Raw genomic sequence first — 12,970 nt, 5'->3', positions numbered from 1 at the left:
TCAGGCGTAGTTAGCGGAAACGGTTACCGGAGATTGATTGGGAGCATCATTGTGGCAGCAGCTTTAGGGGTGATAACAGGTTTAGATAATGCCTTGTTGGCGGATATCTTGCAGCAGGTACGCCCGCTGATTGGTCAGGGGAAAGTGGCGGATTATATCCCCGCCTTGGCTGAAGTCTCGGCTGACAACTTGGGTATCGCGGTCTGTACGTTGGATGGCACAATATTTCAGGCCGGGGATGCCGATGAGCGCTTCTCTATTCAATCGATTTCAAAAGTATTAAGTCTGACTCTGGCATTATCGCGTTACGGGGAACAGGAAGTCTGGCAGCGGGTTGGCAAAGAACCCTCAGGTCAGCCATTTAACTCATTGGTGCAGTTAGAGTTAGAAAAAGGTAAACCGCGTAACCCATTTATTAATCCAGGGGCGCTGGTAGTCTGCGATATGTTGCAAAGCCGCCTTAGCGCACCGAAACAACGAATGTTGGAAGTGGTGCGCCAGCTAGTGAATGACGATAGCATTAGCTACGATACTCGCGTCGCGCGATCAGAATTTGAAAACTCCGATCGGAATGCGGCCATCGCCTATTTGATGAAGTCTTTCGGTAATTTCAACAATGATGTACTGACGGTGCTTCAGACCTATTTTCACTATTGCGCCATGCGCATGAGTTGTGTCGAACTGGCCCGCTGCTTTGTCTATCTGGCAAATCAGGGGCGCAGTACTAGTGGGCAAGACCCGCTGATTACACCGATGCAGGCGCGACAGATTAATGCTCTGATGATTACCAGTGGTATGTATGATGGAGCCGGTGAATTTGCCTTCCGCGTGGGTATGCCGGGTAAGTCCGGTGTTGGCGGTGGGATTATTGCCATTGTACCCGATGAGTTGTGTATTGCGGTTTGGTCACCCGAATTAGACCACGCAGGGAACTCTCTGGCCGGAACCGCTGCCTTAGAGCTACTGGCACAGCGGATTGGCCGCTCCATTTTTTAGGACAGCTCCCCTTCATGTCTAAAGTAAATTCTGGCAGGGTGGGGATTAGCACGTTATAAATAGCCATAGAAATACCGGATGGCACAGTTTCTCAGGAGTCTTATGTTAGTTAAAATGAAAGCATTACGAACGGCGGGGCTAGCGGTATTGATGCTGACGGCCTGGCAGGCACAAGCTGATTATCAGTGCAGTGTAAAGCCGCAGGATGATGTGATTATCAGCCCGCAATCTGTGCAGGTGGTGGGAGCTAGCGGTAATTTACATATTTCGCCTGACGGTGATGTTACCCGTAATGGCAAGACATTAACTGTGACCGATGCACAACGCCAACAGGCTTTCCGCTATCAAACGGCATTGCGCAAAGATTTGCCGTGGATAGAAAATGGCGCGCAGCAACACCTGGAAAAAGCACGGGTTTCTCTGGATAAAGTGATTGTTCAGCAATTGGGAACCAGCAGCAATGTGCGTAACCGGCTGACAACCTTGAGTGACCAGCTTAAGCAACAAATGAGCCGAATTATTGAGAAGCGCAGCGACGGTTTAGCTTTCCACCATAAAGCTATTGATCAAGTCGAAAAAGATGGCCGCCAGTTGGTACAACAAAGCATGGGCGGTGTGTTGCAAGATAGCCTGAATGAGATGGGCGTTAAGCAGGCGACCAGCAGCAGTGGCGGTAATAATCCATTGCAGGCCATTATGGGCAATCTGGGTGGTTTACAGCAGGCTATCCAAAACGAATGGAATAATCAGGAGCAGGATTTCCAACAGTTTGGGCACGAGGTGTGTGGGCGTGTGACGACATTGGAGCAGCAGCGTAAGGACTTACTCAAAGCATTAAACTAATATACCCGTCATACTTCAAGCTGCATGTGCGTTGGCTGCTTTCGCTCACCCGAATCACTTACCTAAGTAAGTTCATCGGGATTTGCTCAATTGCCGTCTTCCTGCAACTCGAATTATTTTGGGTATATACTCGCCGTCTTTCTAGGCGCAGGATTGTTGGCCGCTATCACTTACCCAAGTCATTGAGTTATCTCAACTCCTTGGGTTCATTCTATTGCCGCCTACCTGCAACTCGAAATCTATTGGGTATAACGTGATTCTGGTTTGGCAGGTTCAGACTGGGAATGCCGTCTGAACCTGTTTTTCTCACTTATTTTTATAAAATCTCAATTAGCTTTACAAAAACAGTTCTAACAGCGAGTTAAGGAATAACTTTCCTTTCTCGGTGGTCTGCCAGTATTCCTCTGTTTCGATTAAATATTCTTTCGCTAATGCTTCATCCAACTGCGGGCGAATGATGCTTTCAGCTAACCCGGTAAAATGGGTGAAATCTGCGCGCGGTGCAGCCTCTAGCAAACGGAAGCGGTTCATAAAGAACTCAAAAGGCCGGTCAGCGGCTTCGACTTCATATTGCTTATCCAGATATTTGCCCTGCATAAAGCCACGGGGATGCTTGGTTTTTATAGTGCGTAAGATCCGCCCATCACTAAAAGTGATTTTGCCGTGAGCACCACAGCCAATCCCCAGATAATCGCCAAAACGCCAATAGTTGAGATTATGCTGACATTGATAGCCCGGTTTGGCATAGGCCGAGGTTTCATATTGCTGATACCCGGCGGCACTCAATAACTGATGGCCTTGCTGGAAAATATCCCATAGCGCATCGTCATCTGGCAGTGTCGGAGGGCGCGAACTGAAGCCGGTGTTTGGCTCAATGGTCAACTGATACCAAGACAGGTGTGGTGGATTTAAAGCAATGGCCTGGCGCAAATCATCCAGTGCTTCTTCCAGTGACTGATCCGGCAAACCGTGCATTAAGTCCAGATTAAAACTGCGCAGCTCCAGTGAGGTTGCTAGTTCTGCGGCCCGTTTTGCCTCATCCGGCCCGTGTATCCGCCCCAACCGCGTTAATTTCTCGGCACTGAAACTTTGCACCCCAATGGAGATACGATTGATCCCCGCGCGTTGATAGCCGCTGAAACGCTCTGCTTCAACGGCACCGGGGTTGGCTTCCATGGTGATTTCAGCATCAATGGCGAGTGGCAATCTGGCACGAACGCCATCGAGCAACTGCTGCATAGCCTCGGCACTGAGCAAGCTTGGTGTGCCGCCACCAATAAAAATGGTGCTAATCTCGCGGCCGCTGACCAGAGGTACATCTGCATCAAGGTCCGCTAGCAAGTGCTCCACATATTCCTGATGGGGGACATCGCCTTTCAGTGCATGAGAATTAAAGTCACAGTAAGGGCATTTCTGCACACACCAGGGAATGTGAATGTAGAGACTGAGCGGGGGTAATTTAAGCATTGCGCAAGGCATCCAGCATCAGTTTCAGTGCTTGACCACGATGGGAAACAGCGTGTTTTTCTTCGCGCGTCAATTCCGCTGCGGTTTTACCCAGTTCTGGGACATAGAAAATGGGGTCATAACCAAATCCAGCAGCACCAGCAGGTTGGTGAGCAATCACACCCGGCCATTGACCATGGAATACCAATGGCGTTGGATCTTCCGCATGGCGCATATAAACCAGCACACAATGGAATTGAGCGCCGCGCTGTTCATCAGAAATATCTTTCAATGCGATCAACAGCTTCTCAAGGTTTTCTTGATCACTGGCCTCAGTGCCGGCATAGCGTGCGGAGTAAATCCCCGGCGCGCCACCTAAAGCATCAACAGCTAAGCCGGAGTCATCTGCGATAGCCGGTAAACCGGTGACTTGTGCAGCATGGCGTGCTTTTAATATGGCGTTTTCAATGAAAGTTAAGCCGGTCTCTTCGGCAGATTCGACACCCAGTTCGGTTTGCGCGATGACATCCAAACCAAAGTCGGCCAGCAAGTTTGCCAACTCACGCACTTTACCGGGGTTACCGGTGGCTAATACTATTTTTTGCATGGAAGAGTCCTGAATTTCATTCAATCGCCCAATTCTAGCGGGAAGTATTTATCATTCGAGCAGTGTCGCTACTTCGGGCGGGATCTGTTGCGGGGCAACTATTTTGATCTGTTTATGCCGCCCCAACTCGCCCTTTTCGATAATCACCTGGCTTTTCGCTACGCGGAACTGTTTAGCGATAAATTTAACCAAATGAGCATTCGCTTGACCATCAACGGGTGGGGCGGTAATGGCGACTTTAAGTTCATCGCCATGTAAACCGACTATCTGATCACGGCTGGCTTTCGGCTGAATATATAGCTTGAGTGCCAGCCCGTCCAGCACCCGGGTGACGGCACTCACAGTATGAACCAAAGCTCGCCTAGCAGATCCGTACCTAAATAGTTGAACAGATACAGAATAAGAATCACCACCATCGCCGAGAAATCGATACCGCCCATGGCAGGTAAAATACGGCGAATCGGTGCCATTAGAGGTTCAGTTAACTGATAAAGCAGGTAATCCATTGGGCTGCGGCCCTGACTGACCCAGCTCATCAGCGCCCGAATAATCATCACCCAGAAAATGAGATAACCAACTGCTTTGACTAATGAAATAACACCGAACAACAAGTTATACGGGCTGAGTGACATTGAACCGCTCTGAATCAGTACCAACAGTGGATACTTGATGGTCATCAACAGAAATGCCAACAGCAAAGATGCACTGTCGATCGGCCCCAGAGAAGGGATAATCCGGCGCAACGGACCAACAATTGGCTGGGTGATTTTCACCACAAATTGTGAGAACGGGTTATAAAAATCGCTGTGAACCCACTGCATCCAGATGCGCAACAGCAGTACCATCACATACAGGTCAATGACCGTTTTTGCCAGAAAAGTCAGCGTTAGCATGAGTTGCCTTAATCCTTTATTCAATATGGTATGCAGGTAAATAGACCGTCTATTTACCTACTTTATAGGCCCCTATCTTAACGGGAAAGCATTAGGGCCAGTGTCGGGTTTTGTAAATTTTGCCGTGGTTAGAACAGCTTTTCCATTTCTTTTGCTCGCACAATGGCGGCTTGCATGGCATTGGAGACAATTTCTGGCAAATGCTGTTCGTTAAATACTCGAATTGCCTCAGCGGTCGTGCCCCCTTTCGACGTTACCTGTTCACGCAGTGTTGAAAGCGGTAATTGCGGGTTGGCCTCCACTAATGCTGTCGCCCCGGACGCCGCTTGCTGTACCAGCATACGGGCAGTTTCACTATCAAAACCTAATTTTTCAGCTTCTTGCTGCATTGCTTCCATAAATAAGAAGAAATAAGCGGGCGCACTGCCTGCGGCAGCAATAATGCTGTTGATGCCATTTTCATCATTCACCCAACAAACTTTACCCACTGAACTCATCAGTGAAGCCGTGAAATCACGGTCATCCTGCGAGACTTGCTCCGGTGCATAAAGGCCGCTCATCCCTTTCCCCACCAGCGATGGTGTGTTGGGCATAATTCGCACCAGATTGAGATTCTCGCCCAGTAGCGCATAAAAACGGGCCACCTGCACACCCGCAGCAATAGACAGCACCAGCTTGCCGGTGAAATTGATACTTTCCTGCAACGGCTGACATACTGCCGCCATTAATTGGGGCTTAACGGCTAAAACTACCACCTCGGCTTTTTTCGCTTCGGCAATGTTGTCGTCACTACTGATAACACCAAATTCAGCGGCCAAAGCATCTCGGTTTTTAGCTGAAGGCGCACAAACGCTGATCATTTTAGCGGGGTAACCACCGGCCACTAAACCCGCGATAATTGCCCGCGCCATATTGCCCGCGCCAATGAATGTAATGTTGCGATGTTTCATTAAATCAATTCTCCTCATCCACTGCGTATTTGAAGCCACAGCGGTGTTAGCATCTCTCACTCACCCGAATCACTTACTTGTGTAAGCTCATCGGGATTAATGAGCCTCATCCTTGAGGCTCACCCTGCGGGCTAGCATAAATGCTGCCCAAATTGGTTCCCGACCAATTTGTCGCTCTTTTGCTGCCTTGCCGCGACTCCAACTACTTTGGGGATCCCCTTTGTATTTGAAGCCGCCGGGGGTTAAGCGCGGGAGCCAAAAATGGCGGTACCAATGCGCACTAAAGTACTGCCCGCGGCAATAGCGGCAGCCATATCATCCGTCATCCCCATGGAAAGCGTATCCATCTGAGGGTGGCTGGTTTTTAAAGTCAAGAACGCCTGATTCATTTGCTCAAATACCGCCAGTTGCCGCTGATAATCAGTTTCAGGGGCCGGAATAGCCATTAGCCCGCGTAAATGTAGGTTAGGGAGTTCATTGATACTGGCCGCTAAAGCAGGTAATTCCGCCAGTGCTATACCTGATTTACTCTGCTCATCACTGATATTGACCTGAATCAGGACGTTCAGCGCTGGCATGTCGGGCGGGCGTTGAGCACTTAAGCGCTGTGCAAGCTTGAGCCTATCCACGGCATGGCACCAGGCAAAATTTTCTGCCACTAATCTGCTTTTATTTGATTGCAGCGGGCCGATAAAGTGCCATTCAAGATTTGCTGTGGGGGCGTTATCTGCAAAATAGTGGATTTTATCCACCCCTTCCTGCACATAGTTTTCACCAAAGGCATATTGCCCTGCGGCGATGGCCTCTTCGATAGCGCTCACAGGCTTGGTTTTACTGACTGCAAGTAATGTCACTTCTTCTGGAGAGCGCCCGCAATTGCGTGCAGCGGTTGTGATTTGCGCTCTGACATCCTGTAGATTCTGCTCAATTGTGCTCATATGGACCCAGGAGTTTGATATGGATTTCACCCGTCTGGATAATAAAAACACAGACTTGGATAACCCCGTATTTAGTGGTGTTTTCACTGAATACATTGATTTAGAAAACCCTGAACATGCCGATGGTGACTTCAATGAACAGGATTTTGCCGATAAGGTGGCGGCTAGTGTAAATCATAATGCATCCGATCTGCACCTTTGTACCGGCGATCATCCGGTATTGCGTATTGATGGTGAATTGAAAACCTTCACTCATTGGCCACGCGTCAATGCCAATTGGCTGAGCGGCCTTAGCCGATATTTATTGAGCGAAGTGCAACAAAGGCAATTGCAGCAAAGTGGGCAAGTGGATTGTGCTTACACCACCAGTGCCGGGCAACGGTTGCGGGCGAATGTTTTCCAGCAACAGCAGGGGCGCTCGATAGCCTTTCGTGTCATTTCTGCAACTAGCCCATCACTGGATGAATTGGATGTTCCACCCATTATCAATCAACTCATTGAGCAAGAGAATGGATTAATTCTAATTACCGGCGCGACAGGCAGTGGCAAAACAACCACATTGAGCGCGATGATAAGTGCCATGAATCAAGAACAAGCGCGTCATATCATCACACTGGAAGATCCAATCGAATTTCTTCATAGCAGCAAAACATGTTTGATCCAGCAACGGGAATTGGGCCGTCATACTCATTCTTTCAGTAGCGCCTTAACTGGGGCATTGCGGCAAGATCCAGATATCATTTTGCTGGGTGAACTGCGGGATCAAGAGACAATTCGTTTAGCATTAACCGCTGCTGAAACCGGGCATTTGGTGTTAGCCACATTACATACCCGCACCGCGACCCAAGCAATTGATAGGCTGGTGGATGTTTTCCCCGCAGCAGAGAAAACGGCGATTCAGGCGCAATTGGCCGCCAGTTTACGTGCCGTTATTGCACAAAAATTGTGTCATAAAGTCGGCGGTGGGCGCATGGCTGTATTTGAAATTCTGACCCAAAACACGGCAGCCAGCCATTTAATTCGTGAAGGTAAAACCTACCAGCTTCCCTCAGTGATACAGACGGGTGGGCAATGGGGGATGCAAACTTTTGAACAAAGCATGGCGCAGCGGCAAAAACAGGGCATATTGGCCGAGCAGCATGTGAGTCAATTGAGATAGAGCCGCTAACACCGCTGCGGCTTCAATTAAAAAGGGTACTAGGCTGCGGGGATCTGCTGGGTAATACAATGAATATTACCGCCACCTAACAGGATCTCGCGGGCAGGGACGCCGACAATCGTATAGTCAGGGAATATCTGCTGCAATAGGTCATGCGCCAGCCCATCTGTGCGGCTGTCCAACAGTGGATAAATAATCTGTTGATTGCTGATTAGGAAGTTGACGTAAGACCCCGCTAACCGCTCACCAGCGGTACGTGGCACCGCATCACTGGACAGCACATCAAAAGTCTCGGCTTCAGTATTATACAGTGGGCCAGGTGCTGGTAGCTTCCAAATTTTCAGCTTACGGCCTTTGGCATCGACGGCATTGGATAAAACGTCAAAGGCAGCAACCGAACGCGCATATTGCGGGTCCTGTTGATCATCAGTCCAATGTAGGGCGACCTCGCCTGGACGGACAAAACAGCACATATTGTCGATATGACCATCAGTCTCATCGTTATAGACGCCGTCCTGTAACCAGATGAAATGCGTGACGCCAAGGTATTCATGCAACAACTGTTCAATCTGCGCCTGATTCAGATGCGGGTTGCGGTTTGGATTCAGCAAACATTCAGCGGTGGTCAGTAAAGTGCCTTCGCCATCAGTATGAATAGAGCCACCTTCCAGCACCAACGGTGCGCTGTAATGGGCATTATTCAAGAAGTCACTGACTTGGACGGCAATTTTCTCATCTTGCTGCCAATTGGCATACAAACCGCCATTAAGACCGCCCCAGGCATTAAATTGCCAGTCAACAGCGCGGCGTTCACCGGCACCATTGATGACCATTGTCGGGCCGGTATCACGCATCCATGCATCATCGCTGGCCATTTCTATCAGGGTGACATTGGCCGGGAGGGTGGTTTTTGCCTGCGCCATAAACTCAGCCGGCACCCCCATAAAGACCGGTGTTGTGCGGCTGATGGCTTCCGCCACTTTGGCAAACGTCTGTTGAGCGGGAATACCTTTGCCACGCCAGTTGTCCTGACGATACGGCCACAGCATCCAGACAGCATCTTGCGGTGCCCATTCGGCGGGCATAAAGAAGCCATCTTGCTGCGGAGTACCCGGCAGTGCTTGAGATGCCGTATCGGGTAAAATCGGGTCTTTTACAGACATAAATTATCTCCGGGTTTTGCCGTCAGAAGTGGCGAGTGCCTGATACATTTCCGGGCGGCGATCGCGGAACAAGCCCCATGAAGCGCGTTGAGCGGCGATTTCTTGCAAATCGAACTCATGCACCAAAACAGCTTCGTCGGTTTTATTTGCCTGCGCCACCAGCGCACCAGTTTGGTCTGCAATAAATGAGGATCCGTAGAAAGTCATTTCCAGACCATCGATATATTTGCTTTTCTCAGTACCAATGCGGTTAGAAGCAATCACTGGCACCAGGTTTGCCGCGGCATGACCCTGCTGAACACGAGTCCAGTGCGGCTGGCTGTCGATGTCAGGATAAGCTGGCTCAGAACCAATGGCCGTTGGGTAGAAAATGATTTCCGCGCCCAGTAATGCCAGACTGCGGGCAGTTTCCGGGAACCACTGATCCCAACAGATACCTACACCGACTTTGGCGTAGCGGGTCTGCCAGACTTTAAAACCGGTATCACCGGGGATAAAGAATTGTTTTTCTTGATAAGCAGGGCCATTAGGAATATGAGTTTTGCGGTACACATCCAGCACTGAGCCGTCAGCATCAATCATGACCAGCGAGTTATAATATGCGTTGTTGGCTTTCTCAAAGAAACTCAGTGGCAATACCACTTCCAGCTCGGCCGCCAGCTTGGAAAAATGTTTGATAAGCGGGCTACTGTCCAGCTCTTGGGCTAGTGCATAGTGCTCAGGGCTTTGGTCGATGCAGAAATAAGGAGCGGCAAATAGCTCCTGAATAAGGATGATTTGTGCGCCTTTGGCGTGCGCATCACGTACCAGTTTCTCGGCATTTTCAATGTTCTTAGGCAGGTCCCAGGAACAGGCCATTTGAGTCGCAGCAACAGTTACTTTTGTCATGAGAAAACCTCAATAAATGTAAAAAACACCCGCGAGGGTGTGCAATATTTTGAGCCGCTGATTGGCATCCATCCAGTATACAATTGTGCGGGGATGGGTGCCACGCTATACCAGATTTGTCGGGGTAGGCAGCGGGAATGGATAGTGGAAAACAGCAGGGGATAATGTCAAAAAACGTATTCAGCCTGCTTGCTCATCAAACCAACTTTCCAGGATGATCACCGCGGAGGCGGCGTCGACACTGCCTTTGTCCAGTGCGCGATAACCGCCACTGTCAAATAAATTGGCACGCGCCTCGACGGTGCTAAGGCGTTCATCCTGTAAGGCAATCTGGACACCAAAACGGCCATGTAGGCGGTTGGCAAACCTGCGCGCACGTGCCGTGAGTGGTTGTTCGGTGCCATCCATATTCAATGGCAGCCCGACGACGACTAAATCAGGTTGCCACTCCTTCAGTAGTTTTTCGACTTTTTGCCAGTCCGGAGTGCCGTCCTGAGCTTTAAAAGATGTCAGCGCTCTGGCGGTGCCAGTGACTTCCTGACCAATAGCAACGCCGATACTTTTAGTACCAAAATCAAAGGCGACGATTGTGCGATTAGCCATCAGGCGTGTCCTGCTTGCGGGGCAATATTAAAAATATTGATACCCAGTTTATTGGCCGCGGCTTGCCAGCGTTCAGAGATCGGAGTGTTAAACAGGATATTACTGTCTGCTTCAATGGTCAGCCAGGCATTGTCCAGCAGCTCTTGCTCCAACTGCCCCTGTTGCCAGCCCGCATAACCCAGTGCTACCAGCAGATTTTTAGGCTGTTCCGGTGTTCCAAATGTCGCCAGCACATCTTTAGAGGTGGTTATCATGGTATCTGGAGATATAGGAATACTGGAGCCGAAACCTTCCTGCGGCGAATGCAGGATAAAACCGCGATCTTCCGCCAGTGGGCCACCCGCCAATACTGGTTTATCCAGCCGAATGGAGGGATCTCGTGGGGTTGGGTTGATCTTCAGTTTTTTCAGCACAGTTTCTACTGTGAACTGTTCAATCGGCTTGTTAATGACCAAGCCCATCGCACCCTCTTTATTATGTTCACAGATATAGATAACTGATCGCATAAATTGCGGGTCCTGAAGTGACGGCATAGCGATAAGAAAATGATGCTGTAAATTCATTATATTATATAGGGAGTTCGCTGAGTTAAGGGGAAAACTCCGCCAGTATGCGGATAAATGCGGATAAAGTCACGGGCCCCCTTTGTCCTTGAAGCCGCAGGGTTGTTGGCTACGCTCACGCACCCGAATCACATACTCGAGTAAGTGATTCGGGGTTTGTTCTCTTGCCGCCTCCAATAACTTTGGGGAGAGGGCATCGGGTTTATTTATTCGCTAACCGAGCTTCGATTGCATCCATCAGCATGCCAGTAATCGAAACATCTGGGAAAGCGGCTTCAATTTCGCGAATGCAGGTCGGGCTGGTGACGTTAATTTCAGTTAGGCGGTCGCCGATGATATCTAACCCGACAAAAATCAAGCCTTTTTTCTTCAGCGTCGGTGCTACAGCACGGGCAATTGCCCAATCACTTTCACTCAGTGGGCGGGCTTCGCCACGGCCACCGGCCGCCAGATTACCGCGAGTTTCACCTTGTGCTGGGATACGCGCCAGGCAGTAAGGCACCGGTTCGCCGTCCACGACTAACACCCGCTTATCACCATCTTTAATGGCGGGCAGGAAGTTTTGCGCCATACAGAATCTGCTACCCAGTTCGGTCAAAGTTTCAATGATAACCGACAGGTTCGGGTCATCTTGTTTCACGCGGAATATTGAAGTGCCGCCCATCCCATCCAAGGGTTTCAAAATGATATCGCCGTGTTCCTGATGGAACTTGCGGATATGCTCTTTGCTGCGGCTAACCAGTGTATCGGGGGTCAAATCCGGGAACCACGCGGTAAACAGCTTTTCGTTACAGTCGCGTAAACTCTGCGGTTTATTTACCACCAGAGTGCCTTTATCTTCCGCACGTTCCAAAATATAGGTGGCGTAGATGAATTCAGTATCAAACGGCGGGTCTTTACGCATCAGAATGACATCAAGGTCATGCAGCGGTAAGTCTTGCTCAGCACCAAAACTGAACCAGTCATCTTTATCCTGTTTCACACTTAGCAGGCGGGTGCGCGCGCGGCCATCACCACCACGCAGGTAAAGGTCGCCCATTTCCATGTAATGCAGTTCCCAACCACGGCGCTGTGCTTCCAACAGCATGGCGAAGCTGGAGTCTTTCTTGATATTAATGGACGAGATTGGGTCCATGACGATGCCGAGCTTGATCATTCTTCTCTCCTAATGGGAACTCATTTTATCCCAGGTCGCCAAACCGCACCTGTAAAGCAGTGATAGCGGTAAGGGCGGTAGTTTCGGTACGCAGCACTCGCGGCCCTAGCAGGATATCAGTAAATCCAAGGCGCGAGGTCATGGCAATTTCATCGGCAGAAAGGCCGCCTTCCGGGCCAATCAATAAACGCACTTTGTTGAGTGACGAGGGGAGGGTATTAATGCTGTTGCTAGCTCGCGGGTGCAGATTGAGTTTTAAACTGTCATCTTGTTCCGCGCACCAGTCGGTGAGCTGCATTGCCTCACGGATTTCTGGGATTTTATTGCGCCCGCATTGCTCGCAAGCCGCAATAGCAATTTTCTGCCACTGCTGAATTTTCTTCGCCAGACGTTCGCCATCCAGCTTAACGCCGCAGCGCTCGGAAAACAGCGGAGTAATCACGTCGACACCCAGTTCAATCGATTTCTGGACAGTAAATTCCATCTTTTCCCCACGGGAAATGACCTGCCCCAAATGCAGATTTAAGGGGGATTCGCGGTCTTCCAACTGCCCTTCGGCTAACCGGACAACCAGGTTTTTTTTATCCGCGCGGATAATTTCAGCTGCAAAAACCTGATTACTGCCATCAAATAATTGCAGACTTTGGCCTTCAGTCATCCGTAGCACGCGGCCAACATGATTGGCGGCTTCATCACTGAGCGCCAATTCGGTATTTGCCTGCAAAGGTTGCGGGTGATAAATGCGAGGTATGCGCATGAGTTGTT

15 protein-coding genes are annotated in these 12,970 nt (G+C 49.9%); 3 read left to right on the top strand and 12 right to left on the bottom strand.

Annotated elements, in window-relative coordinates:
- The first annotated feature begins 69 nt into the window (after nt 1–69).
- The gene (gene glsB, locus DXZ79_RS16390; RefSeq protein WP_038639332.1) at nt 70–996 is read left to right on the top strand and encodes a glutaminase B; all 927 of its coding nucleotides are present in this window, start codon (nt 70–72) and stop codon (nt 994–996) included.
- A gap of 102 nt (nt 997–1,098) precedes the next feature.
- Nucleotides 1,099–1,839: a YggN family protein gene (locus tag DXZ79_RS16385; RefSeq protein WP_050292362.1), complete on the top strand. Its 741-nt coding sequence runs from the start codon at nt 1,099–1,101 to the stop codon at nt 1,837–1,839.
- A gap of 336 nt (nt 1,840–2,175) precedes the next feature.
- On the opposite strand, the gene hemW is transcribed toward DXZ79_RS16385, so the two are convergent.
- The 6 genes from hemW to DXZ79_RS16350 all read right to left on the bottom strand — a co-directional run bounded on the left by hemW (nt 2,176) and on the right by DXZ79_RS16350 (nt 6,673).
- The gene (hemW, locus tag DXZ79_RS16375) at nt 2,176–3,306 is read right to left on the bottom strand and encodes a radical SAM family heme chaperone HemW (RefSeq protein ID WP_120011457.1); all 1,131 of its coding nucleotides are present in this window, start codon (nt 3,304–3,306) and stop codon (nt 2,176–2,178) included.
- On the bottom strand, nt 3,299–3,892 hold the full coding sequence (locus tag DXZ79_RS16370) for an XTP/dITP diphosphatase (protein ID WP_038630988.1): 594 nt from the start codon (nt 3,890–3,892) through the stop codon (nt 3,299–3,301). The genes hemW and DXZ79_RS16370 overlap by 8 nt, the downstream gene beginning before the upstream one ends.
- A 51-nt stretch (nt 3,893–3,943) precedes the next feature.
- On the bottom strand, nt 3,944–4,234 hold the full coding sequence (gene yggU, locus DXZ79_RS16365) for a DUF167 family protein YggU (protein ID WP_038630992.1): 291 nt from the start codon (nt 4,232–4,234) through the stop codon (nt 3,944–3,946).
- Nucleotides 4,231–4,785, bottom strand: a complete 555-nt coding sequence (locus DXZ79_RS16360) for a YggT family protein (protein ID WP_004391013.1) — start codon at nt 4,783–4,785, stop codon at nt 4,231–4,233. The genes yggU and DXZ79_RS16360 overlap by 4 nt, the downstream gene beginning before the upstream one ends.
- Before the next feature lie 128 nt (nt 4,786–4,913).
- Entirely contained in the window at nt 4,914–5,735 is an 822-nt protein-coding gene (gene proC / locus DXZ79_RS16355) for a pyrroline-5-carboxylate reductase (RefSeq protein ID WP_038630996.1), read from the bottom strand.
- 242 nt (nt 5,736–5,977) lie between these two features.
- Nucleotides 5,978–6,673 carry a YggS family pyridoxal phosphate-dependent enzyme gene (locus tag DXZ79_RS16350; RefSeq protein WP_038630998.1) on the bottom strand — a complete coding sequence of 232 codons (696 nt, stop codon included), beginning with the start codon at nt 6,671–6,673 and terminating at the stop codon, nt 5,978–5,980.
- 19 nt (nt 6,674–6,692) lie between these two features.
- Here DXZ79_RS16350 and DXZ79_RS16345 point away from each other — a divergent pair, with 19 nt between their 5' ends.
- Nucleotides 6,693–7,832: a type IV pilus twitching motility protein PilT gene (locus DXZ79_RS16345; protein ID WP_038631000.1), complete on the top strand. Its 1,140-nt coding sequence runs from the start codon at nt 6,693–6,695 to the stop codon at nt 7,830–7,832.
- Between the two features lie 38 nt (nt 7,833–7,870).
- Here the strand turns inward: DXZ79_RS16345 and aguA are convergent, their stop codons facing one another.
- From aguA to rsmE, 6 genes are all read right to left on the bottom strand, one after another.
- Complete coding sequence (gene aguA, locus DXZ79_RS16340) at nt 7,871–8,995, bottom strand: agmatine deiminase (RefSeq protein WP_038631002.1); 1,125 nt, start codon at nt 8,993–8,995, stop codon at nt 7,871–7,873.
- Between the two features lie 3 nt (nt 8,996–8,998).
- A complete protein-coding gene (gene aguB / locus DXZ79_RS16335; protein WP_038631004.1) occupies nt 8,999–9,883 on the bottom strand; it encodes an N-carbamoylputrescine amidase in 885 nt (294 codons plus the stop codon).
- A 180-nt stretch (nt 9,884–10,063) separates the two neighbouring features.
- The gene (ruvX, locus tag DXZ79_RS16330) at nt 10,064–10,486 is read right to left on the bottom strand and encodes a Holliday junction resolvase RuvX (RefSeq protein ID WP_005157116.1); all 423 of its coding nucleotides are present in this window, start codon (nt 10,484–10,486) and stop codon (nt 10,064–10,066) included.
- Nucleotides 10,486–11,049, bottom strand: a complete 564-nt coding sequence (locus tag DXZ79_RS16325) for a YqgE/AlgH family protein (RefSeq protein ID WP_004391007.1) — start codon at nt 11,047–11,049, stop codon at nt 10,486–10,488. The genes ruvX and DXZ79_RS16325 overlap by 1 nt, the downstream gene beginning before the upstream one ends.
- A 202-nt stretch (nt 11,050–11,251) precedes the next feature.
- The gene (gene gshB / locus DXZ79_RS16320; RefSeq protein ID WP_038631007.1) at nt 11,252–12,205 is read right to left on the bottom strand and encodes a glutathione synthase; all 954 of its coding nucleotides are present in this window, start codon (nt 12,203–12,205) and stop codon (nt 11,252–11,254) included.
- Between the two features lie 25 nt (nt 12,206–12,230).
- Nucleotides 12,231–12,962, bottom strand: coding sequence for a 16S rRNA (uracil(1498)-N(3))-methyltransferase (gene rsmE / locus DXZ79_RS16315; protein WP_038631009.1), 732 nt, complete (start codon nt 12,960–12,962; stop codon nt 12,231–12,233).
- Nucleotides 12,963–12,970 lie beyond the last annotated feature (8 nt).

This window comes from Yersinia rochesterensis, from assembly GCF_003600645.1.
Classification (GTDB): Bacteria; Pseudomonadota; Gammaproteobacteria; order Enterobacterales; family Enterobacteriaceae; genus Yersinia; species Yersinia rochesterensis.
The sequence above is the reverse complement of the archived record's forward strand: the minus strand, read 5'-3'. Positions and strand labels throughout refer to the sequence as shown.

Bases quoted from the DNA above. Each gene is read 5' to 3' on its own strand.
- rsmE (WP_038631009.1), bottom strand. From the start codon at position 12,962: ATGCGCATACCTCGCATTTATCACCCGCAACCTTTGCAGGCAAATACC.
- aguB (WP_038631004.1), bottom strand. From the start codon at position 9,883: ATGACAAAAGTAACTGTTGCTGCGACTCAAATGGCCTGTTCCTGGGAC.
- proC (WP_038630996.1), bottom strand. From the start codon at position 5,735: ATGAAACATCGCAACATTACATTCATTGGCGCGGGCAATATGGCGCGG.
- DXZ79_RS16370 (WP_038630988.1), bottom strand. From the start codon at position 3,892: ATGCAAAAAATAGTATTAGCCACCGGTAACCCCGGTAAAGTGCGTGAG.
- aguA (WP_038631002.1), bottom strand. From the start codon at position 8,995: ATGTCTGTAAAAGACCCGATTTTACCCGATACGGCATCTCAAGCACTG.
- ruvX (WP_005157116.1), bottom strand. From the start codon at position 10,486: ATGGCTAATCGCACAATCGTCGCCTTTGATTTTGGTACTAAAAGTATC.
- DXZ79_RS16360 (WP_004391013.1), bottom strand. From the start codon at position 4,785: ATGCTAACGCTGACTTTTCTGGCAAAAACGGTCATTGACCTGTATGTG.
- gshB (WP_038631007.1), bottom strand. From the start codon at position 12,205: ATGATCAAGCTCGGCATCGTCATGGACCCAATCTCGTCCATTAATATC.
- hemW (WP_120011457.1), bottom strand. From the start codon at position 3,306: ATGCTTAAATTACCCCCGCTCAGTCTCTACATTCACATTCCCTGGTGT.
- DXZ79_RS16325 (WP_004391007.1), bottom strand. From the start codon at position 11,049: ATGAATTTACAGCATCATTTTCTTATCGCTATGCCGTCACTTCAGGAC.
- DXZ79_RS16345 (WP_038631000.1), top strand. From the start codon at position 6,693: ATGGATTTCACCCGTCTGGATAATAAAAACACAGACTTGGATAACCCC.
- DXZ79_RS16350 (WP_038630998.1), bottom strand. From the start codon at position 6,673: ATGAGCACAATTGAGCAGAATCTACAGGATGTCAGAGCGCAAATCACA.
- DXZ79_RS16385 (WP_050292362.1), top strand. From the start codon at position 1,099: ATGTTAGTTAAAATGAAAGCATTACGAACGGCGGGGCTAGCGGTATTG.